Here is a 21,894-nt window from a genome sequence, read left to right on the forward strand (position 1 = left end):
AACCCCAGCTTCGTTCAAGCCCGCCTCCGGGTGAACAACCTTCATAGCTTCGACAACTAGGTGACAAAGACGCAAGGCTGGTGACCCGGAGTCACCATCGCGGTGGACGGTCGATCACGGCGCCGGCGCGGCGCTCAAGACCACGGGGCGACCCGCGCGGGATCGTCAGCCACGGGATAGGTCGGAGACCGCCCTCTCGGCATCGCGCCGCGGCCGCCGCCGCGCCTCGTTGATCCGCCGACACCGCGCGCGGGGTGGATTGGCTCGGTTTCGCCAAGGATCGCCGCGACGCGTTTCGGGGGCGCCGCGCGCCGGCTTTCCGGGTCCTAGCCCGCCAGCCGATAGCCCACGCCCGGCTCGGTCAGGATCAGGGTCGGCTTGCCGGGATCCTCCTCCAGCTTTTGCCGCAGTTGGCCCACGAAGACTCGCAGGTACTGGGTGTCCTCGGCGTGCGCGGCGCCCCAGACGCCGACCAGCAACTCCTTGTGGCTCAGCACCTTGCCCGGCGACAGGGCCAGTCGCGCCAGGAGCTCGAATTCCTTGGGCGACAGCTTCACGGGCCCGCCGTCCCGGGTCACCAGCCGCCGGTCGAGATCGATCACCACCGCGCCGAACGACAGCGGGCCGGCGGGACGACGGGGCGTCGAGGACTGTCGGAGCGCCACGCGCAGGCGCGCCAGCAGTTCGCCGACCCCGAACGGCTTTTCGACATAGTCGTTGGCGCCGCGATCCAGCGCCTCGATCTTCTCGACTTCCCGGTCGCGCGCCGAAAGGATCAGGATCGGCCCTTCGTAGAAGGCGCGCGCCTTGTCCAGCACGTCCTTGCCGTCCATGTCGGGCAGGCCCAGGTCCAGCACGACCGCGTCGGGGGACCACAGCGCGATGCCCCTCAGCCCTTCCTGGCCGCTGTCGGCGCGCAGGGGCTCGTAGCCGGCGGCGTCCAGGGCGGGCCCGAGAAAGCGATGGATCTGCGGCTCGTCGTCGATGACGAGGATGCGGTGGCGAAGCGCGCTCATGCGCCCGTCATAGCAGATGATGCGGCGTCGCGACGCCCTTGGGCAGGCTGATCAGGATCCGGGTTCCCCTCCCGTCGTGGATCGGACTGGCGGCGGCGATCCGTCCGCCCAGGGCGTCGATGAAGCCCTTGGCGATCGACAGGCCCAACCCCGCGCCCTGGCCGCGGTCGCTGGTTTCTTCCATGCGGCGGAACTTGTCGAACACGCGCTCCAGTTCCGTCGCGGGAATCCCGCGTCCCTCGTCCTCGATGCTGATCACGACGTTCGAGCGGTCCTCGTAGGCGGCCAGCTCGATGCGGGCGTCGGGCGGGCTGTAGGCGATGGCGTTCTCCAGGACATTGACCACCACCTGCTCCAGCAGATTGGCGTCGGTCTCGACCAGGGAAAGGTCGCGGGGAAAGTCGCGCGACAGCGGCCGTCCGCCCAGGCGGCGCGAGACCCGCTCGGCGGCGGCGTTGAGCACGTCGCGGACGTCGATCCAGTCGGTGCGCAGGCGCAGCGCCCCGCCCTCGATGCGGGTCATGTCCAGCAGGTTGGCGACATACCGGTTGAGGCGTTCGGCCTCCTCGCGAATGCTGATGACGAGGTCCTCGCGCACGGACTTGCCAAGCTTGTCCCCGTACTCGATCAGCGTGGTCGAGGCGCCCAGCACCGTCGACAGCGGCGTGCGCAGGTCGTGGCTGACCGAGTTCATCAGGGCCGAGCGGAAGCGATCGGTGCGGCGCAGCGTCTCGGTCTCCAACGCCTCGGCCGCGAGCTGCGAGCGCTCCAGGGCCACGGCCCCCTGCTCCAGCAAGGCCAGGACCAGCCGCTCGTGATCCGAGCCGGGCGGCGCGGTTCCGGCCGCCACGCCCGCGACGCCGGTCCGCGCGCGCACGCCGTCCATCGGCCAGAAGGTCCAGCGCGCCTGCGGCAGGGTGCCGGTGCCGAAGCCCGCCGGCTCGCCCTTCTCCCAGGCCCAGCGGGCGGCGGCCATCTGGGCGGCGTCCAGCGGCTGGAGGTCGGGAGAGCCGAACGCCGGGACGATTTCGCCGCCCTCGGGCAGCAGCACCAGGGCCCGCCCCCCGGCGGCGGCGGAGACCTGCTCGGCCAGGGCCCTGGCCACGGCCTCGCGTCCGCTGGCGGCCGACAGGGTGCGGCTAGCGGCCAGCAGGGTCGTCACGGCGGCGGCGCGACGCTGCGAGCCGAGGGCCTGGTCGCGCACCCGCCCCGCGAGGCCCCCGGAGGCCAGGGCCACGGCCCAGAACACGAACAGGGTGATGAGGTCGGTCGGCGAGCCGATGACCAGGCTGTAGCGCGGCTCGAGGAACAGATAGTTGTAGATGAGAAAGGCCACGGTCGCGGCCGCCAGGGCGGGGCGAAGGCCCTGGAGAACCCCGGCCGCCAGAACCGCGGCCAGGAAGATCATCCCCAGGTCGACTCGGTCGAAGGCCACGTCAAGACCCCAGGCGACCAGGGTCGCCGCCGCGACGAACAGGGCCCCCACCGCATAGCCTCGCCAACGATCCCTTCGCGGCGTCGGCGGCGGAGGAGGCTCGTGGCGTGGCGCGGCTTCGGTGACGACGTGCACCGCCACCCCGCGCGCCGCGCGCAGCAGCGCCGCCGCCAGGGAGCGGCCGAGCGCCTCGCGCCAGCGGCTCTCCACGGACTTGCCGATGACGATCTGGGTGACGTTGTGCCGCCGCGCATAGGCCATGACCGTGGCGACGATGTCGCCGCCCGTCAGGGTCAGGGTCACGCCGCCCAGCTGCTCGGCCAGGCGGAAGGCCTCGCGCTGGCGGGCGGCGTCGCCGTCGCGAGCGGCCGGACGGTCGATCCGCTCGACATGGGCCACGGTCCAGGGCGCGTCCATCATCATGTCGGAGAGCCGCCGGCCGGCGCGCACCAGGGTCGCGGCCATGGCGTCGCCGCTGACCAGCACCAGGATCCGCTCGCCCGCCGCCCAAGGCCCTTCGACACCCTTCTCGCGCATGGTGGCGACCAGCTGGTCGTCCACCGTCTGGGCCGCGCGGCGCAGGGCCAGCTCGCGCAGGGCGGTGAGGTTCTCGACCTTGAAGAAGTTGTCGGCGGCCAGCCGCGCCGTCTCCGGCACATAGACCTTGCCCGCCGCCATCCGCTCGCGCAGCTCCTCGGGCGTGATGTCGACGAGCTCGATGGCGTCGGCGCGCGAGAGGGCGCTGTCGGGCACGGTCTCGCGCTGGCGCACGCCGGTGATGCGCTGAACGACGTCGACGAGGCTCTCCAGGTGCTGGACGTTCAAGGTGGTCCAGACGTCCACCCCGGCGGCCAGCAGCTCCTCGACGTCCTGCCAGCGCTTGGGGTGGCGCGAGCCGATGGCGTTCGAATGGGCGTATTCGTCGACCAGCAGGATCTTGGGCTTGCGCGCCAGGGCCGCGTCCAGATCGAACTCCATCTGCACGCGGCCGCGATGCTCGATCGGCCTGCGCGGCAGGACCTCCATGCCGCGCAGCAGGCTTTCGGTCTCGCGCCGGCCGTGGGTCTCGACGACGCCGATCAGGACGTCGGCGCCCTCGGCCTTGCGGCGGCGGGCGGCGCGCAGCATCTCGTAGGTCTTGCCCACGCCGGGGGCCATGCCCAGAAACACCTTGAGGCGCCCCCGGCGCGCCTTGTTGGCGGCGGCCAGGAGCGCCTCGGGGTCGGGACGCCCAGGTTCGTTTTGCGAGGCGCGGTCGTCCGTCGGCACTATCCGCCTTTCGGGAATTGCGCGTCGAGCGCCCGGTTGAGCGACAGGACATTGACGCGGGGCTGGCCGATGAAGCCCAGCAGCGGCCGCTGGACCTGGGCGTCGATCAGGGCCGTGATCCGGCCAAGCGGCGCATGCCGCTCACGCGCCACGCGCGGCGCCTGGAAGCGGGCGTTGGCGGGCGAGATTTCCGGGTCGAGCCCCGAACCCGAAGAGGTGACCGCGTCGGCGGGGATCAGCGCGCCGGGATTCTCCGCGCGCAGGGCCTTGGCGTCGCTCTGCTCGCGGGCGATCAGCTTGTCGTAGAGCGGTCCCATGTTGGAGCCGCTGGAGGCGGTGGCGTCATAGCCGTTCCCGGCGGCGGAGGGACGGCCGTGGAAGTATTGCGGCTTGGCGAAGGCCTGGCCGATCAGGGCGGAGCCCACGACCTTGCCGCCGGCGTCACGGACGAGGCTGCCGTTGGCCTGGGCCGGAAACGCCGCCTGTGCGACGCCCGTGACGGCCAGCGGATAGGCCAGGCCCAGAAGCACGGTGAACAGGCCCATGGAAACGACGGCCGGGCGAAGATGAGACAACATGAGCATAGGTCTCCGAAGGTTCGTGTTTACGCCAAGCCCAGGGCCGAGACCACGAGGTCGATCAGCTTGATGCCGATGAACGGCGCGACCAGACCGCCCAGCCCGTAGAGGGTCAGGTTGCGCGACAGCAGCTTGCCGGCGCCGACGGCGCGGTACTTCACGCCCTTCAGGGCCAGAGGGATCAGGGCGACGATCACCAGGGCGTTGAAGATCACCGCCGACAGGATGGCGCTCTGCGGGCTGTGCAGCTTCATCACGTTCAGCGCCGAGAGGGCCGGCAGCGAGACCACGAACATCGCCGGAATGATGGCGAAATACTTGGCCACGTCGTTGGCGATCGAGAAGGTGGTCAGGGCGCCGCGGGTGATCAGCATCTGCTTGCCGACCTCGACGATCTCGATGACCTTGGTCGGGTCGCTGTCGAGATCGACCATGTTGCCGGCCTCGCGCGCGGCCTGGGCGCCGGTCTGCATGGCGACGCCGACGTCGGCCTGGGCCAGGGCGGGGGCGTCGTTGGCGCCGTCGCCGCACATGGCCACGAGGCGCCCCTTGCCCTGTTCCTCGCGGATCAGCCGCAGCTTGTCCTCGGGCGTGGCCTCGGCCAGGAAGTCGTCGACGCCGGCTTCCGAGGCGATGGCGGCGGCGGTCACCGGGTTGTCGCCGGTGATCATCACGGTGCGCAGGCCCATGCGGCGCAGGTCGGCGAAGCGCTCCTTCACGCCCGGCTTGACGACGTCCTTCAGGTGGATGACGCCGACCAGGACGCCGTCCTCGCTGACCGCCAGCGGCGTGCCGCCGGAGCGGGCGATGCGATCGACGGCGGCGGTCAGCTCGGCCGGGACGCTCTTGGGCTCCAGCGACAGCGAGCGGTAGACCGCGTCGACCGCGCCCTTGCGCCAGCGGCGGCCGCCGTGATCCAGGCCCGACTGGCGGGTCTGGGCGGAGAAGGGGATCGACGTCGCGCCTTCGGGCGGCTCGACGGTCAGGCCGGCGTTGCGCGCCAGCTCGACGATCGAACGGCCTTCCGGCGTCTCGTCGGCCAGGGAGGCCATCAGGGCCGCCTTCATCGCCGCGTCGGGACGCACGCCGGGCGCCGGGATCACCTCGGTGGCCATGCGGTTGCCGAAGGTGATGGTGCCGGTCTTGTCCAGCAGCAAGGTGTCGACGTCGCCGGCCGCCTCGACCGCGCGGCCCGAGGTCGCCAGAACATTGACCTTCAGGAGACGGTCCATCCCGGCGATGCCGACGGCGCTGAGCAGGCCGCCGATCGTGGTCGGGATCAGGGTGATGAATAGCGCGCCCAGCACCAGCGGATCCAGGGCCACGCCCGAGAACTTGCCCAGGCCCAGCAGGGTCACCACCGCGATCAGGAAGATCAGGGTCAGACCCGCCAGCAGCACGGCCAGGGCGATCTCGTTCGGCGTCTTGCGGCGGTCGGCGCCCTCGACCATGGCGATCATCCGATCCAGGAAGGTCGAGCCCGCCTCGGCGGTGACCCGCACCTTGATCCAGTCGGAGACCACGGTCGTGCCGCCGGTCACCGCCGAGCGGTCGCCGCCGCTCTCGCGGATCACCGGCGCGCTCTCGCCGGTGATCGCCGCCTCGTTGACGCTGGCCATGCCCTCGACGATCTCGCCGTCGGTGGCGATCACGTCGCCGGCCTCGACCAGGATGATTTCGCCGACCCCGAGCTTATGGGCCGGGGTGGGGATCCAGGTCCCGGTGTTGGGGTCGATGATCAGCTTGGCCTTGGTGGTGACGCGGGTGGCGCGCAGGCTGTCGGCGGCGGCCTTGCCCCGCCCCTCGGCGACGCTCTCGGCGAGGTTGGCGAACAGCACGGTGGCCCACAGCCAGACCGCGATCTGCAGGGCGAAGCCGGGCGCCTGATGCGCCGCCACCGCCGCGCCCGCCGAGACGGTCGACAGCAGGGCCACGATCCAGGTGGCGAAGATCACCGGATTGCCCGTCAACTTGCGCGGATCGAGCTTGAGGAAGGCGTCCTTGGCCGCGCGGAGCAGGACGGCGCCGGAGAGGCCGCCGGCCAGGGGGCGTCGCCCCTCGTCGGCATGGATATCGATCGAAGTCATGGGATCACCACTCAGCGGAGGGCCGCGACCGCGCCGAGCGCTTGGAAGTGCTCGACGATCGGTCCCAGCGCCATCGCGGGGAAGAATTGCAGGCCGCCCAGGATCAGGATCACCCCGATCAGCAGGCCAACGAAGAGACCGCCGTCGGTCGGCAGCGTGCCGGCGCTGGGGGCCAGCTTGGGCTTGGCGGCCAGGCTGCCGGCGATGGCCAGGACGGCGACGATCGGCAGGAAGCGGCCCAGCGCCATGGCGATCCCCAGCGTCACGTCCCACCAGGGGGCGTTGGCCGTCAGCCCCGCGAAGGCCGAGCCGTTATTGGCCGTGCCCGAGACATAGGCATAGAGGATCTCCGACAGGCCGTGCGGGCCGCTGTGCATCAGCCCCTTCAGCGCCTCCGGCAGGACGGCGGCGACGCCGGAGAAGCCCAGCATCGACAGCGGGATGATCACGACGGCGAGGATCGAGAACTGGATCTCGCGGGCCTCGATCTTCTTGCCGAGATATTCCGGCGTGCGCCCGACCATCAGGCCGGCGACGAACACCGACAGCAGGGCCATGACGACCATGATCGCGACGCCCGAACCGATGCCGCCCGGCAGGATCTCGCCCAGCTGCATCAGGAACATGGCGATGCCGCCGCCCAGGGGCATCAGGCTGGAGTGCATGCCGTTGACCGAGCCGTTCGAGGCGCCCGTGGTCATCGCGACCCAGGCGGCCGTGGCCGGCGCGCCGAAGCGGACCTCCTTGCCCTCCATGTTGACGCTGGCGTCGACCTTGGCGGCGACCTGGGCGGGAGGCGCCTGGGTCTCGGTGGCGTAGACGCCCGCCGCGCCGGCGAACAGCAGCACGAAGGCGGCGATGACCATCGCCCGCGCGTCCTTCTTGGCCAGCACCATGCGGCCGAAGGCGAAGAAGGCGGCCCAGCCCAGGGTGTTCATCGACACGGCCGTGAGCAGGTTGGTCAGCGGCGTCGGGTTCTCGAACGGGTGGGCCGAGTTGGCGTTGAAGATTCCGCCGCCATTGATGCCCAGCATCTTGATCGCCTCCTGCGAGGCCACCGCGTACAGCGAGATCTTCTGGTCCGCGCCCTCCAGGGTGTGGGCGGTGACGCTGGCGGCCAGGGTCTGGGGCAGGCCCAGGGCGACGAGCACGATCGCGAACACCAGGGACAGCGGCAGCAGCACGTAGAGCGTGGTGCGGATCAGATCGGCCCAGAAGTTGCCGACGCCCTCGCCGCGGTGGGCGACGAACGCCCGGGCCAGGGCGGCCGCGACCGTCGCGCCGGTGGCGGCCGACAGGAAGTTCTGCACCGTCAGCACCAGCATCTGGCTGAGCGTCGACATCGTGCTCTCGCCCGCGTAGCTCTGCCAGTTGGTGTTGGTGATGAAGCTGATCGCCGTGTTGAACGACAGGTGCCCCGACAGGCCGGCGAAGCCCTGCGGGTTCAGCGGCAGGACGCCTTGCAGGCGCAGCACCGCGTAGACGAAGACGAAGCCGACGAGATTGAACGCCAGCAGGGCCATCGCATAGGCGTGCCAGCTCTGGCTCTTGGTCGGATCGACGCCGCAGGCCTTGTAGAACAGGCCCTCGATGGGTCGCATCACGGGATCGAGGAAGGTTTTTTCGCCGTTCCAGACGCGCGAAAGGAAAACGCCCAGCGGCCAGCCGATCGCGACCGCCAGGCTCAGGGTCAGGGCGATCTCCGCCCATCCTTGCCAAGTCATGGAGAAGGGTCCGTCAGAACTTGTCGGGCCGCAGCATCGCCGCGACCATGTAGCCAGCGATCACGACCGCGCCGGCGCCCCACAGGATGTTCACGAGCATCGTCACACGCGCCTCAGCGCGGCGACGAACGCGCCGAACAGAGCGAACAGGCCCAAGGCCAGCGCTCCGTAGAGAAGATCAGCCATCACGGCCTCCTTGAATGTCGGAGGCCAGGGACCATGAAGCCGCGTAAGGGCTCCATGCCGAAACGACGGGCGGGCATAAGGGCGGCGTAAAGATCGCGGGCGCGCGCCCGGGCGGTCCACTGTTCCATGCGCTGGACAAACACCGAGGCGCAGAAACGAAGCTGATCTACAGCTAAGTGAATCTCGATCACTCAACAGATTATCCCCGTTGAGCCTGTGAATAACCCGCATGAAAAACTTGTAATATAACGGATAAGTAACGTACGTGTCGTCCTTGTAACTTGAGATGAACGGTGTGGGCGGCCAGACCTTCCCCCTAGTGAGGGGAAAGTTTGATGACCAAGACCATGCTGCTGGCCACGGCGGCCGCGCTGATGCTCGTCGACGCCGGTTTGGCGGGCGCCGCCAGGGCCGGCGAGACGGCCGAGAAGCCGGCGACCCAGGAAGCCGCCCAGGCGCCGGTTCCGACCGGCCCGACCGACAAGGCGCCGCTGGACGACGCCAGCCAGCGCGGCGTGCTGGTGTTCGAGCCGGCCTTCTTCGCCGCCCAGCGGCCGAACACGGCCCTGGACATGGTCAACCGGGTGCCGGGCTTTTCGATCAATGACGGTTCGGGCTCGCGCGGCTTCGAGGGCGCGGTCGGCAATGTGCTGATCAACGGCGACCGCCCGGCCTCGAAGAACGACAGCGGCTCGAACGTGCTGGGCCGCACCCCCGCCGACCGGGTCGAGCGCATCGAGCTGATTCGCGGCGGCGCGCCGGGGATCGACATGCAGGGCTACGCGGTCGTCGTGAACGTGATCCTGAAGAAGGGCGTCAGCCGCCAGCAGATCCTGACCTGGAACCCGATGTTCTTCGCCGGCGGCCACGACGTCTATGGCGGCAGCTATCAGTTCACCTCGACCAACGGCGATCACAGCTGGGGGATCTTTCTCAGCGATGGCAATTCGACCAGCGACAGCAACGGCGCCGGTCGCAACGTGCGCCACGACGGGACCGGCCAGCTGATCCGCGACGAGCGGTTCGAGAACGACGCCTGGGGCGGCGGCCACTCGATCCGCGGCAACTATTCGGGGCCCGTGGCCGGCGGCAAGCTGGAGGCCACCGCCCGCTATGGCGACCACGACTGGCGACAGTGGCAGGTGCTGCAATCGTCTAGCGCCCTGCGGCGCAGCGACTACGCGGAGAAGAGCCATTCGGGCGAGGTCGGCCTGACCTACACCCGGCCGCTGGCCCCGCGCTGGTTCCTCGAGAGCCGCGCCATCCACACCTTCGAGACCTTCAGGAACGCCTCGACCGGCGACGAGACCCTGAGCGGCGTCCAGAGCCCCCAACAACGGTTCGCGGCCAATGGCGACGACAGCGAGTCGATCCTGCGCGCCCTGGTGCGCCACGACTATTCCAAGGCGCTGACCGTCGAGGCCGGCGGCGAGGTCGCCTACAACATGCTGGACGTCAAACAGGCCTACAGCGTAGGCGGCGTCGGCGTGCCCCTGCCCTCGGCGTCGGTCAAGGTGGAGGAGCTGCGCGGCGAGGCCTTCACCAAGGCCACCTGGCGGGTCAATCCGAAACTGACCCTGGAAGGCGGCCTGCGGGTCGAGAAGTCGACGATCAAGCAGTCGGGCGACGCCTCGAACGAGAAGAGCTTCTTCTATCCCAAGCCCCGGTTCCTGGCGACCTGGACGCCGGCGGCGGGCAGCCAGTTCCGCTACCGCTTCGAGCGCGAGCTGGGCCAGCTGGACTTCAACGACTTCGCCGCCTCTTCGGACCTCGGCGACGGCAACGTCTATGGCGGCAATGTCGACCTGAAGCCCGAGCAGCGCTGGATCAACGAGATCAGCTACGAGCGCCGCTTCTGGGGCGAAGGCATCGTCTCGGTCGGCTATCGCCACGACGAGATCATCGGCGTGATCGACCGCCTGCCCTTGCCGGGCAACCTGTCGGCCACCGGCAATATCGGCGACGGCACGCTGGACCGGCTGTCGGTCAATATCGTCGTCCCCACGGACAAGCTTGGGATCAAGGGCGGTCGGTTCACCTTCAAGAACGACTGGAACCAGACCCACGTCACCGACCCGACCACGGGCAAGGACCGGCGGATCTCGCGCGTGCGTCCGACCCAGGCCAATATCGGCTTCCAGCAGGATCTGGTGAAGTACAAGACCCAGTGGGGGATCAACTGGCTGCCCTATCTGGGCCAAGGCACCTATGACGTCGACCAGACCAATGTCTGGCGCGGCACGGGCTATTACGAGACGTTCGTCGAGTACAAGCCGACCGCGACCCTGGCCATCCGCGCCCAGCTGAACATCTGGAACGACTATACGATTCGCCGGACGGTGTTCTCCAACCGCGCGCCGGAGCGGGCCGTGGCCTATGTCGAGGATCGGACGATCGACCCGCGCACCTTCGTCAGCCTGCGGGTGCGGAAGACGTTCTAGGCGCGGGCAGGCCGCCCAAGAAGCCGGTCACCTGGCCGACGAACCAGTCCTGGGCGTCGCGATGGACGTAGTGGCCTCCCCGGGGAGCGGCTTCCAGCCGCGCCGCCGGCCAGCGTTCGAGCAGCTTGGCCTGCTGGGCCAGCCATAGGCCGTCGAAGCCGCCCTGGCCGCTGTTCCGCCGCGTGAGGATCAGGGTCGGCGTCGCGCCGCCGGCCGTCTCGGCCTCCTCGCGTTCGGACTGGGCGATGGCCTCGGCCTCGCGACGCCCGCCGGCCGGGAACACGTACTTCAGCAGCGGCGGGAAGGTGCAGCCGAACTTGAGCCGCGCCGCGCAAGCCTCGGTGAAGCCGGTCGGACGGGTCTCCTCCAGCACCAGCGCCTCGACCTCGCCGGGGTTGCGGGCCGCGTAATAGGCCGCGAACACGCCGCCCAGCGAATGGCCCAGCAGCACCGGCCGCTTGACGCCGAGCGCCGCCAGCAGCCCCTTCAACTCCGCTTCCGCCCGCGCCGCGTCGTGGACGGCCGGATCGTCGGCGCTGCCGCCGTAGCCGGCGCGGTCGTAGGCGATGACCCGCCAGCCCTTGGCCAGTTTCGGCCCCACCGCGTCGAAGGTCGCCGCGCCGTCGCCCAGACCGCTCAGCATCACCAGGACCCGGTCCCCCGCCCCCCATTCGCGATAGGCGACCTTGCGGCCCGCGACCGTCGCCTCGCCGGCCCGGGCTGGGAGGGCGATCAGCATCGCGGCGGCGCAGAACGTGGCGATCAGTGGCGCGCGCACCTGCCCGGCCCTATCGCTTCAGGCGCTGGACCAGCGCCGCCGTGGACGGATCGTGCTCGCCCGCCGCGCCGTCGGTCAGCTCCGGCAGGATGCGGTTCGCCATCACCTTGCCCAGCTCGACGCCCCACTGGTCGAAGCTGTTGATTCCCCAGATCACGCCCTCGACGAAGGTCTTGTGCTCATAGAGGGCGATCAGGGCGCCGAACGTCTCCGGCGTCAGCCGGTCCAGAAGCACCAGGGTGGACGGACGATTGCCCGCGAAGGTCCGTTGCGGGGCCAGGGTGGCGATCTCGGCGTCCGGAACGCCCTTGGCCTTCAGCTCGGCGACGACGTCCTCGGTGGTCCGCCCCACCATGAACGCCTCGGCCTGGGCCAGCAGGTTCGACAGCAGCTTCTCGTGCATGCCGGCCGGGCCCTCTTCGGACCGGGCGACGCCGATCAGCTCCATCGGCGTGATGTCCGTCCCCTGATGCATGCACTGGAAATAGGCGTGCTGGACATTGGTGCCCTCGTCGCCGAACACCACCGTGGCCGTGCCGCGCGCGGCGGGCTGGCCATCGGGTCGGACCGACTTGCCGTTGCTCTCCATCTCCAGCTGCTGGAGGAAGGCCGCCAGGCGGCGGAGGCGGTGCGCATACGGAACGACCGACCGCGCCCGGCGGTCCAGGCCGTTGCGGTTGAAGATCTGGGCCAGGGCCAGCAGCACCGGCGCGTTCTTCTCCAGCGGGGCGTTTTGGAAGTGCGCGTCCATGGCCGCGCCGCCGTCGAGGAAGCCCTGGAAGGCGTCCCAGCCCGCCGCCACCGCCACCGACAGGCTGACCGACGACCACAGCGAATAGCGGCCGCCGACCCAGTCCCAGAAGCCGAACACCCGATCGTCCGGCACGCCGAAGGCCGAGGTCTTGTCCAAGGCGGTCGAGATGGCCGCCAGGTGCTGGTTGGCGCCGGCCTCGCCCAGCGCCGCCGCCAGCCAGGCGCGCGCGGCCCCGGCGTTGGCCATGGTCTCCTGCGTCGTGAAGGTCTTGGAGACCACCATGACCAGGGTCTCTTCCGGGTCCATATCGGCCGTGGTCAGGGCGAACTCGGCCCCGTCGACATTGGCCACGAAGCGCAGGTCGATCGTCGGCTTCACCGGCCGCAGGGCGTCCCACAGGAGGCGCGGCCCCAGGTCCGAACCGCCGATGCCGATGTGCAGGATGGCCTTGAACGGCTTGCCGGTCGCGCCCTTGATCGCGCCGGAGCGGACGGCCTCGGCGAAGGCCTTCATCCGGGTCCGGACACTCTCGACCTCGGCCATGACCGGCTGGCCCAGGGCCTTGATGTCGGCGCCGGCGGGCGCCCGCAGGGCGGTGTGCAGCACCGCGCGCCCCTCGGACGTGTTGATCGCCTCGCCGCCGAACATCCGCGCCCGGGCGCCCTCGACATCGGCCGCGTGGGCGAGATCCAGCGCCGCCTCGAGACCGGCCTCGTCCCAGGCCTGCTTGGAGAGATCCAGGTGCAGCCCGGCGACCTCCAGGGTCAGGGCGTCGAGGCGCCCCGGCTCGGCCTCGAAGAACTCGACGATGCGCTTTCCGCCGGCGGCCTTGGCGGCGGCTTCCAGGCGGGTCCAGGCGGCGTCGAGATCGGCCATGAGCGGTCCTCTGAAGTTTGGTAAATCGGCGTTTACCGTAGCGGGCTTATCAAACGCCCGCCGCCGCGTCATGGCAGACCAATGACGTTTTTTGCGGGAACCCGTCATGTCCTGCGACGCCGTCGCCTTTTCCGCCATGCTCTGGATGGCCTCGTTCAACCCCGGCCAGGCCGCGACGCCGGCTCCGGCCGTGAGCCAGCCCCTCGTGCCCAAGTCCGTCGCCGGCGAGCCGCTGTTCCAGGACATCGTCCGTCGCGCCCGTCAGCTGAAGGCCCAGACCGAAGCCTATCGCCAAGCCCTGGCCAAGGCCGACCCGGCCGGCGCGGCCCTGCCCCTGAAGGGCTTCGACGGCTTCGAGACCAGGATCGCGGATCTCTCGGCCCTCGACATGAAGGGCCACGTCACGCTGAAGGAACGCGGCGCGGTCGACGATCTCAAGTGCATCCTGCGCGGCATCAGCCAGGACCTGCCCGAGAAGCTGACGGCCGTCCGCGCGGCGGCGACGATCAAAACCCAGGATCTGGCCCTGCGCGACATGGTCTATCTGCTGAACGACAATGTCGAGGTCATCACCGCCCCGCCGCAGCCGGCGGCCTGAGGCTCGAAGCCCAAGCTTGGCCGAAACTTCGCCATGGTCGCTTGATATCGGCCGCCCGGGCGCTCAGAAGATCGCCGGTCCTCCCTCCTCGCCAGCTCCGATGTCCCGCCTGAAACCCCTCGCCGCCCTCGCGGGCGCCAGCCTGGTCCTCGCCGCCTGCGCGACCGAGACGAACACCACCGTCTTCGTGCCGGTCGTGGCCCCGACGCCGCCCAGTTCGCTGACGCCGCAGCCGATCATGCTGTTCAACCAGACCAAGGACGGCCGCAAGCTGTTCACGCTGGACGCCGAGTTCCCCTATTGCGACGTCGAGACGGGGAAGGTGATCGTGGTGCCCCGCTGGTACGTCACCGACTTCGCCAGCGTGCCGTGGTATGGCCAGGCGATCGTCGATCCCCAGGGTCCGACCGCCCGCGCCGCTATCGTCCACGACTGGCTCTACACGATCGGCGAGCCGGGCAAGCGCGAAGAGGCCGACCAGATCTTCCTGCGCGCGATGATCAAGTACGGGGTCTCGCCGTTCCAGGCCAATATCGCCTACCAGGCCGTGCGGCTGGGCGGCGAGAGGGGCTACGGCCTGCCCAGCGACTGGCGGTTCGTCGACCCCCGGCGCCAGGACATCGCCCAGCCCCCGCCGTTCCCCAAGCCGCGCACCGGCATGGTCCGCTACTTGCCCAAATGCCAGGGCTTCGGCGCGCTGATCGCGTCCGGCTGGCGCGCCTATCCGATCAAGACCCTGACGCCGGTGATCCCGCCGCCGGTGGTCGTGACCAAGACCCCGCTCGACAAGGTCAAGGACCTGGTCCCGTTCGGCGACAAGAAGAAGTAAAGCCCATGCGCCGCCCTCGCCCGTCGACAAGCTCGGGGTGAGGACGACTTTCGGGCCGTTCGTTCGAAAACGACCTACGTCCCCGCCTTCTCGATCGCCTCGATCACCAGGCCTTCGGTCAGCAGCTGCGGCAGGATCACCGGCGGGCCGCCGTTCTTGGGATAGACCACATAGAGCGGCACGCCCACGCGGCCGAACTCGGCCAGGGCCTTGGCGATCACCGGGTCGCGATTGGTCCAGTCGGCCTTCAGATAGACCGCGTTACGCGCCTTGAACGCCTCGACCACCTTCGAGCCGGACAGCGCGACCTTCTCGTTGACCTGGCAGGTGACGCACCAGGCGGCGGTGAAGTCGACCAGGACCGGTCGCCCTTCCGCTCGCAGCGCCTTGACCTTCTCGGGCGACCAGGCCTCGGCGGCGAGGCCGGGACCGGCCTGCGTGGGTCCGGCGGCGCTGGGCGCGGTCGTCGGCGCCTTGGCGTCCAAGGCGCCGAAGCCGGCGATGGCGAGGGCGCCGGCCAGGGCCAGCAGCGCCACCACGGTCGAGACCATCGCGGGCTTGCCCTCGGCGCGCCGCGCCTGAGCCAGGCCGTGCAGCCACGCCGCGAAGGCCGCCAGCACGCCGGCCGCCAGCAGATAGCCCAGGGCCAGCGGCCCCGCCTGCTGGGCGAACACCCAGGCCAGCCACAGGGCCGCGCCGTACATCGGGAAGGCCAGCCCCTTCTTCAGCACGTCCATCCAGGCGCCGGGACGCGGCAGAAGCTTCAGGAGCCCCGGAATGAAGGCCACGGCCACGAACGGCGCGGCGAAGCCCAGGGCCAGGGCCAGGAACACCGCCAGGGCGACGAGGGGCGGTTGGGTCAGGGCGTAGCCCAGGGCCCCGGCCATGAACGGCGCGGTGCAGGGGGCGGCCACCACCACGGCCAGGGCTCCGGTGAAGAAGGCGCCGGCCGCGCCGTCCTTGGAGGAGGCCTCGGCCCCGACGTTCTGCACCGAGGTCCCGATCTCGAAGACGCCGGACATGTTCAGCGCCACCAGCAGCATCAGCAAGGCCAGCCCCGCCACCACGACCGGCGACTGCAGCTGGAAGCCCCAGCCCACCGCCGCGCCGCCGGCCCGGACGGCCAGCAGAACGCCGGCCAGGGCGAGGAACGTCGCCACCACGCCCAGCAGGAAGACGAGACCCTGCGCCCGCGCCTTGGCCGCATGGTGGGCGTGGCCGGCCAGGCTGGCGGCCTTCATCGACAGCACCGGGAAGACGCACGGCATCAGGTTCAGGATCAGGCCGCCGACAAAGGCGAACAGCAGGGCGCCGACGAGGCCGCCCGACCCCGCCCCGCCCCCCGCCGGCTTGGTCTCGACCGGCGGCGCCAGACCGCCGGCGGCGGCGGGCGGCTCGCCCGGCGTGGCGCTGACCTCCCAGGCCCCGGCCTTGGTCGCCAGCACGCCGGCCAGTTCGCTCGGGGCCGCGCCGCCGCCGACGAAGTCGTAGCCCGGCTTCAGCGCCAGGGTCAGGCCCTCGGGGCCACGGTCGACGCCTTGTGCGGCGGCGTGCTCGATCGCCTTGGGCGAATAGGGAAAGAAATAGGCGCCGGCCAGGTCCGCGCCCTTCAGCGGGCCGCCGGTGACGGCGAGCTTGAGGGTCTGGCCGTCCAGCTTGAACACCGCCTTCAGGCCCGCCGGCTTGGGGGCCTTGGCCAGGGCTTCGCCGACCACCGCCCCCCATTTCGGATCGGCCGTCGGCGTCGCGACGACCGGCAGCAGCAGCGAGACCTTGGCCTCCTCCGGCACGCAGATGTCCTTGCAGACCAGATAGAAGACGTCGGCGGTCAGGCTGAGGGTGGTCCCGATCTGCGCGTCCGCGGGGGCGGTGATCGGCACGGGCAGCAGCACCTCGCCCTCATAGGCGTAGTCCAGCAGCGGCCCGAGCTTGGCGGTCGTCGGCGTCGGCCAGACGATGTCGCCGGCGCTCCAGCCGGCGGGCAGGGTCCAGGTGATCTTGGTCGCCTGGCCCGCGTCGCCGGGATTGCGCCAATAGGTGTGCCACTCGGGGATGATCTTCTGGCGCAGGGCCACATAGACCATGCCGCCGGGCGCGACGCCGGTGTCCTGCGCCACCAGCTCCGACTCGATGTGCCCGGACTGGACCACCGGTCCCGCCAGGGCGCCGCCGGCCAGGAGGGTCGCCGCCAGCAGCGCTTGGAGGGCCAGGACGAGTTTCTTCAGGACCATCGGGAAAAGCTCGACAAGGAGGACGGCGGCGGCCACACATGGCCCCTCCCCCGCCTTTTCCACAAGGGGGCGCCCTCGACAATGTGGGGGACGCGGTCGACAGTCGGTCTCGGAATCATCCGGAGACCTCCATGCCCGCCGCCTTCGACGACATCGCCATCGGACAAGTCGTCAATCTCGGCTCCCGCGCCGTCGATGCGAAGGCGCTGGAGGCCTATATCGCCGCCTTCACCCCGGGTTGGCCGGTCGAGAACGGCGCGCCGGACGGCATGGTCTTCGCCCTGTGGACCCGCCTCGACACCGAGGCCAGCGCCGCCTGGCCGCAGACCAAGCGCCTGGGCGTCGACGCCCTGCGCTGGATGCGCAACCCGCCCGTCGGCGAACTGCTGCGCGGTCGCATGACCGTCATGGGCAAGGACCCGGTCGGCGAAGGCAAAGGCATCGTCATCGCCCAGCACGACCTGCTCGACGAGGCCGGGCGCCTGGTCTTCTCGTGCCTGACCCGGAGCATCTTCGCGCGTTAGCGAGGTCCGCCCTCGCCCTTCGACGGGCTCAGGGTGAGGGCTACTTTGGCCTTGCCTTAAAAACCTCACCCTGAGCTTGTCGAAGGGCGAGGTTCTTGGCGCCTCCAACGCCCCCCAAAGAAAAGGCGGTGAAGCTGTCGCCTCACCGCCTCGAAATCTTCTTACGAACCGAACCCTAGTTCAGGTTGGCGGCCTCGGCCTGCTTCATCATGGTCTTGTTGATCAGGCGATCCCAGCCCAGCAGCGACACCAGGTGGGCGTAGATCTGGCCCAGGGCGCCGTTCTGCTGCAGCTCCTTCAGCTTGTCGGCCGGCAGGGCGTTCAGCTTGTCTTCCGAGACGCCGAAATATTCGGCGACGGTGACCAGCTCGCCGGCGGGGGCGCCGGTCTCGTCCTGCGGCTGGAAGGTGGCCTTCTTCAGCTCGAACAGGTCCAGGTCCTTCAGCAGCTGGACGAACGAGTCCGTGCGCTGACGCTCGCCCTCGAAGTCGTCGCAGAACTTGATGCAGTTCTGGGTGTACTCGGTCGGCTCGCCCTTGGCGTCGAACAGCGGGGTTTCGCCCTTTTCGCTGAGCAGGTCCGAACCGCGGTCGATGCAGACGATCAGACGGTTCTCGGTGTCGTCATTGGCCAGCACGAACGGATAGCGGCGGATATAGGCCGGGATATAGACGTTCGGCTCGATCGAGCCGTCGGCGCCGATGAACAGGTTTTCCTGCTGGTTCAGGCCCATCACGGCCAGCGGCACCTTGTCCTCGCCGGCGAAGATCACCGGGAAGGTCAGGGCGGCCGGGCCGAATTCCGAGACCGTCAGCGGCACGGCGGTGCCGGCGGCGGCGAAGGCGTACGGCTTGTCCTTGTGGACGAGGGCCAGCTTCGCGTGCTGCTCGCGGTTCAGCGGCTCGGGCGAGATATAGAAAAGAACGTTGCCGGTGATCTGGCCGTCGGACTGGGTCGTTGTCATGAAGAGCTCTACGACAGAATTGGGAAACGGACGCTCGAACGCTTCGAAGACGACCGCGAAGGCCCGGCCTTCTAGCCGATCCAGCGCGGACCGGCAATCTAGGCCGCTGTCATAGCCGAACCCGGCGGCGCGGATTCACCGCCGAGGAGAGCGCGAGCGCGTCGTCTGGCTTGTCCGGGAACGGATCAGAAGCGACGGACGACCCGGCGCGCCATGTCGCGGCGTCATGAAACGATATATCTCGCCCTCGACCCGCTTTGTCTTGACGCGGCGGCCGTGGCCCGGTCTGTGAGCCCGTCAGCTGAAGGGACGCATCCCATGACCCGTTTCGCGCCAGTCGCCGTCGCCTCGGCCCTGATCCTGTCCCTGGCCGGCTGTTCGGCGCTTCCGAGACCCTTCGCCGAGCGCGCCCCGGCCAAGGTCGCGATGACCGCGCCGTCGGCGGGCTGGGTGAAGCCGCCGCCGGGATATCTGGAGGGAAACGGCGGGATCGACGCCGTCGCCATCCTCGGTCCGCCGCCGGCCCCGGACTCGCCGCGCGGCAAGGCCGAGCGCGCCCAGTTCGTGGAGACCCGCAAGCTGGTCAACACCGCCGCCTGGAGCCAGGCGATCGCCGACGCCGACCTTTCGGGCAAGAACGGGCTGAAGAGCTTCTCGTGCGCGGCGGGCGTCACGCTGAGCGCCGAGGCGACCCCGACCCTGGCCCGCCTGCTGCTGCGCATGACCGACGACGCGGCCCGGATCTACCAGCCCGCCAAGGCCAGCTTCAAACGGCCGCGCCCGCCGGTCGGCAACAGCGCCCCGATCTGCGTGCCGCGCGAGGCCTGGATCGAGACCGACGGCTCCTATCCCTCCGGCCACGGCCTGATCGGCTGGGCCTGGGCCTCGGTGATCGCCGAGCTGGTTCCGGAAAAGACGAGCCCGATCCTGGCGCGCGGCAAGGCGTTCGGCGACAGCCGCGTCATCTGCGGCGTCCACTATCAGAGCGACGTCGAGGCCGGCCGCTATCTGGGCTCGGCCCTGGTGACGCGGCTGCACGACGAGCCGGCGTTCATGAGCGATCTGGCCAAGGCGCGCGAGGAAGTGGCGGCTTCGAAGACCAAGGGCCCGCCAGCGGGCTGCGGCGCCTAGCGGCCGCGAAAGTAGCCCTCATCTTGGGGCCGCGCCACGAACACCACGTGCGGCCGCAGCGGATCATCCGCCGCCAGGCTCGGATGGTCGAAGTCGCGGTCGGGGGCCGGGACCATGCCGATCCGGCGCATCACCGCCTGCGACTTGAGGTTCGGCCGGGCCGTCCAGGCGAGGATTTCGGCCAGATTCAGGACCTTGAAGCCATGGGCCAGAGCCGCGCGGCCCGCCTCGGTGGCGTAGCCCTGGCCCCAGGCTTCGGCCGCGAAACGCCAGCCCACCTCGACCTTGCCGGCCTCGGGAAGATTGTCTGGCGCATGCCACAGGCCCGTCATGCCGATCACCTGGCGGTCGGCCTTGCGCTCGACGACCCAGAAGCCGAAGCCGTGGCGCGCGATATGCTCGGCGCAGCGCTCCAGAAAGAGCGCGCTGGCGGCGGCGTCGCGCGCGCCGCCCAACCAGTAGCCGACCTGGGGATCGGCGTTCATCGCCGCCACGGCCGGGTGATCGCGCTCGACCGCCGGGCGCAGCACCAGACGGTCGGTCTCGATCACGCGGGACGGCCGCTCGACAGGGCCGAATAGAACTCCGGCCGGCGATCGCGGAAGAAGCCCCAGGCGGCGCGGTGCGTCGTCAGGAAGTCGAGGTCGAAGGTCGCCGCGACGATCCCCTCGTCCGCCCGGCCCAGCTCGCTGACTAGGTCGCCGCGATGGTCGGCCACGAACGACGAGCCGTAGAAGGTCTGGCCGCCGTTCGGATAGCCGTCCCAGGGTTCGAAGCCGATGCGGTTGGCGCCGATCACCGGGATCACGTTGCTGACCGCGTGGCCCTGCATGGCCCGCCGCCACGGCAGGGCGGTGTCGAGGCTGGGGTCATGCGGCTCGCTGCCGATGGCCGTCGGATAGAACAAGGCCTCGGCGCCCATCAGGGCCATGGCGCGGGCGGCCTCGGGGTACCACTGGTCCCAGCAGATGCCCACGCCCAGGCGGCCAAAGCGCGTGTCCCAGACCTTGAAGCCGGTGTCGCCGGGGCGGAAATAATACTTTTCCATATAGCCCGGCCCGTCGGGGATGTGGCTCTTGCGATAGACGCCCATCAGCGACCCGTCGGCGTCGGCCATGACCAGGCTGTTGAAATAGTGCGGTCCCTCGCGCTCGAAGATCGAGATCGGGATCACCACGCCCAGCTCGCCGGCCAGCGGCGCGATGGCCTTGACCACCGGGTGCTCGCGCCACGGGTGCGCCTCGGCGAACCAGCGCTCTTCCTGCGCCACGCAGAAATAGGGCCCCTGGAACAGCTCGGACGGCAGGATCACCTGGGCTCCGTTGCCGGCCGCCGCGCGGATGAAGTGCTCGGTCTTCTTGAGGTTCTCCGCCAGGTCCATCCCGTAGGCGGTCTGGATCGCGGCGACGCTGAGCGTGCGGGCCATGTTACGCGGGCTCCTGCTGGCTGATGCAGTGGAACGAACCGCCGCCGGTCAGGATGGCGGTCGAGGGCAGGCCGATCACCTGGCGCTCGGGGAACAGGCCCTTGATCACCTCGACGGCGATGGCGCCCGACTCCTCGGCGTAGATCGGCACGATGACCGCGCCGTTGGCGATCAGGAAGTTCATGTGCGAGGCGGGGATCGGCTCGCCGTCCTCGTCGAGGATCCGGCCCGGCGAGGGGATGCGGACCACCTGCAGCGGCGAACCCCGGCTGTCGGTCATGCCGGCCAGCAGGCGCGCGGTCTCGGCATAGACCTCGGCGTTGGGGTCGTCGGTCCCGAAGGCCATCGGGCAGGCCACGACGCCGGGGGCCACGAAGCGGGCCAGATTGTCGACGTGACCGTCGGTGTGGTCGTTCAGCAGGCCATCGCCCAGCCACAGCACCTTCTTGGCGCCCAGGGCGGCCGCCAGGGCCGTCGTCGCCGAGGCCTCGTCCCAGCCGGCGTTGCGGTTGGCGTTCAGCAGGCACTGGCGCGTCGTCAGGATCGTGCCGTTGCCGTCGTGATCCAGCGCGCCGCCCTCCAGGATGAAGGCGTTGCGGGCCAGGGGCGCGCCCGAGGCGGCGGCGATCTGCTCGGCGACGATGTCGTCGCCTTCCAGGCTGTACTTGCCGCCCCAGCCGTTGAACTGGAAGCCGGCGGCCACGGCCTTGCCGGCGTCGTCGACGAAGATCGGCCCGGTGTCGCGCAGCCAGATGTCGCCGAACTGGCCGCGGACGATCTCGATCTCGGCGTCCGACAGCAGGGCGCGCGCCGCGGCCTCGGCCTCGTCGCCGACCACCATCAGCCGCACGCGCTCGCCGCCGGGGCCGGCCAGGGCGCGGGCGAGGTCGGCGACCTCTTGCTGGGCCTGTTCCAGATCCTCTTGCCAGAGCTCTGCGTGGCTGGGGAAACCCACCCACATGGCGCGGTGCGGAGCCCACTCGGCGGGGACGATGACGGTCATTCGGGATCCCAGGAGACGTCGAGGAAAAACGAAAGGGGGCGCAG

The 21,894-nt window shown here is 70.0% G+C and carries 17 protein-coding genes; 5 read left to right on the forward strand and 12 right to left on the reverse strand.

Going from position 1 to position 21,894, the window contains the following annotated elements; translation table 11 throughout:
- Nucleotides 1-326: 326 nt before the first annotated feature.
- Genes Q0V34_RS08250 through kdpA form a run of 5 tightly spaced genes read right to left on the reverse strand, consistent with a single transcriptional unit; the run spans nucleotide 327 to nucleotide 8,109 of the window.
- Entirely contained in the window at nucleotides 327-1,016 is a 690-nt protein-coding gene (locus Q0V34_RS08250) for a winged helix-turn-helix domain-containing protein (RefSeq protein WP_297510452.1), read from the reverse strand.
- 7 nt (nucleotides 1,017-1,023) lie between these two features.
- On the reverse strand, nucleotides 1,024-3,720 hold the full coding sequence (locus Q0V34_RS08255) for a sensor histidine kinase KdpD (protein WP_297510455.1): 2,697 nt from the start codon (nucleotides 3,718-3,720) through the stop codon (nucleotides 1,024-1,026).
- Entirely contained in the window at nucleotides 3,720-4,298 is a 579-nt protein-coding gene (gene kdpC, locus Q0V34_RS08260; RefSeq protein WP_297510458.1) for a potassium-transporting ATPase subunit KdpC, read from the reverse strand. Before kdpC ends, Q0V34_RS08255 begins: the two co-directional genes overlap by 1 nt.
- A 26-nt stretch (nucleotides 4,299-4,324) precedes the next feature.
- Nucleotides 4,325-6,385, reverse strand: a complete 2,061-nt coding sequence (gene kdpB / locus Q0V34_RS08265; protein WP_297510462.1) for a potassium-transporting ATPase subunit KdpB — start codon at nucleotides 6,383-6,385, stop codon at nucleotides 4,325-4,327.
- Nucleotides 6,386-6,396: 11 nt separating this feature from the next.
- Complete coding sequence (gene kdpA, locus Q0V34_RS08270) at nucleotides 6,397-8,109, reverse strand: potassium-transporting ATPase subunit KdpA (protein ID WP_297510465.1); 1,713 nt, start codon at nucleotides 8,107-8,109, stop codon at nucleotides 6,397-6,399.
- 518 nt (nucleotides 8,110-8,627) lie between these two features.
- On the opposite strand from kdpA, the gene Q0V34_RS08275 reads away from it, so the two are divergent.
- On the forward strand, nucleotides 8,628-10,736 hold the full coding sequence (locus tag Q0V34_RS08275; RefSeq protein ID WP_297510468.1) for a TonB-dependent siderophore receptor: 2,109 nt from the start codon (nucleotides 8,628-8,630) through the stop codon (nucleotides 10,734-10,736).
- On the opposite strand, the gene Q0V34_RS08280 is transcribed toward Q0V34_RS08275, so the two are convergent.
- Nucleotides 10,708-11,475, reverse strand: coding sequence for an alpha/beta hydrolase (locus Q0V34_RS08280; RefSeq protein WP_297510669.1), 768 nt, complete (start codon nucleotides 11,473-11,475; stop codon nucleotides 10,708-10,710). The genes Q0V34_RS08275 and Q0V34_RS08280 overlap by 29 nt on opposite strands.
- Nucleotides 11,476-11,524: 49 nt before the next feature.
- The gene (pgi, locus tag Q0V34_RS08285; RefSeq protein ID WP_297510471.1) at nucleotides 11,525-13,144 is read right to left on the reverse strand and encodes a glucose-6-phosphate isomerase; all 1,620 of its coding nucleotides are present in this window, start codon (nucleotides 13,142-13,144) and stop codon (nucleotides 11,525-11,527) included.
- Nucleotides 13,145-13,250: 106 nt separating this feature from the next.
- Between pgi and Q0V34_RS08290 the strand changes: the two genes are divergently transcribed.
- Together Q0V34_RS08290 and Q0V34_RS08295 are read left to right on the forward strand one after the other, a co-directional pair.
- Nucleotides 13,251-13,742 (forward strand): hypothetical protein, encoded by a 492-nt coding sequence (locus Q0V34_RS08290; RefSeq protein WP_297510473.1) that lies wholly within the window; start codon nucleotides 13,251-13,253, stop codon nucleotides 13,740-13,742.
- Between the two features lie 100 nt (nucleotides 13,743-13,842).
- The gene (locus Q0V34_RS08295) at nucleotides 13,843-14,571 is read left to right on the forward strand and encodes a DUF1353 domain-containing protein (protein WP_297510475.1); all 729 of its coding nucleotides are present in this window, start codon (nucleotides 13,843-13,845) and stop codon (nucleotides 14,569-14,571) included.
- A 74-nt stretch (nucleotides 14,572-14,645) separates the two neighbouring features.
- On the opposite strand, the gene Q0V34_RS08300 is transcribed toward Q0V34_RS08295, so the two are convergent.
- Complete coding sequence (locus Q0V34_RS08300; RefSeq protein WP_297510477.1) at nucleotides 14,646-16,802, reverse strand: thioredoxin family protein; 2,157 nt, start codon at nucleotides 16,800-16,802, stop codon at nucleotides 14,646-14,648.
- A gap of 131 nt (nucleotides 16,803-16,933) precedes the next feature.
- On the opposite strand from Q0V34_RS08300, the gene Q0V34_RS08305 reads away from it, so the two are divergent.
- Nucleotides 16,934-17,326, forward strand: a complete 393-nt coding sequence (locus Q0V34_RS08305; RefSeq protein ID WP_297510479.1) for an acyl dehydratase — start codon at nucleotides 16,934-16,936, stop codon at nucleotides 17,324-17,326.
- A 175-nt stretch (nucleotides 17,327-17,501) separates the two neighbouring features.
- Here Q0V34_RS08305 and Q0V34_RS08310 read toward each other — a convergent pair whose 3' ends face one another.
- Nucleotides 17,502-18,290, reverse strand: a complete 789-nt coding sequence (locus tag Q0V34_RS08310) for a SapC family protein (RefSeq protein WP_297510482.1) — start codon at nucleotides 18,288-18,290, stop codon at nucleotides 17,502-17,504.
- Between the two features lie 318 nt (nucleotides 18,291-18,608).
- Here Q0V34_RS08310 and Q0V34_RS08315 point away from each other — a divergent pair, with 318 nt between their 5' ends.
- On the forward strand, nucleotides 18,609-19,421 hold the full coding sequence (locus tag Q0V34_RS08315) for a phosphatase PAP2 family protein (protein ID WP_297510485.1): 813 nt from the start codon (nucleotides 18,609-18,611) through the stop codon (nucleotides 19,419-19,421).
- Here the strand turns inward: Q0V34_RS08315 and Q0V34_RS08320 are convergent.
- From Q0V34_RS08320 to Q0V34_RS08330, 3 genes are read right to left on the reverse strand one after another with little or no spacing between them, the layout of a single operon-like run.
- Entirely contained in the window at nucleotides 19,418-19,972 is a 555-nt protein-coding gene (locus Q0V34_RS08320) for a GNAT family N-acetyltransferase (RefSeq protein ID WP_297510488.1), read from the reverse strand. The two genes, Q0V34_RS08315 and Q0V34_RS08320, sit on opposite strands and share 4 nt — an antisense overlap.
- Nucleotides 19,969-20,847, reverse strand: coding sequence for an N-carbamoylputrescine amidase (gene aguB / locus Q0V34_RS08325; RefSeq protein WP_297510491.1), 879 nt, complete (start codon nucleotides 20,845-20,847; stop codon nucleotides 19,969-19,971). The genes Q0V34_RS08320 and aguB overlap by 4 nt, the downstream gene beginning before the upstream one ends.
- 1 nt (nucleotide 20,848) lies before the next feature.
- Nucleotides 20,849-21,850, reverse strand: a complete 1,002-nt coding sequence (locus Q0V34_RS08330) for an agmatine deiminase family protein (protein WP_297510494.1) — start codon at nucleotides 21,848-21,850, stop codon at nucleotides 20,849-20,851.
- Nucleotides 21,851-21,894: the final 44 nt, after the last annotated feature.

This window comes from uncultured Caulobacter sp., from assembly GCF_947036865.1.
Lineage (GTDB): Bacteria > Pseudomonadota > Alphaproteobacteria > Caulobacterales > Caulobacteraceae > Caulobacter.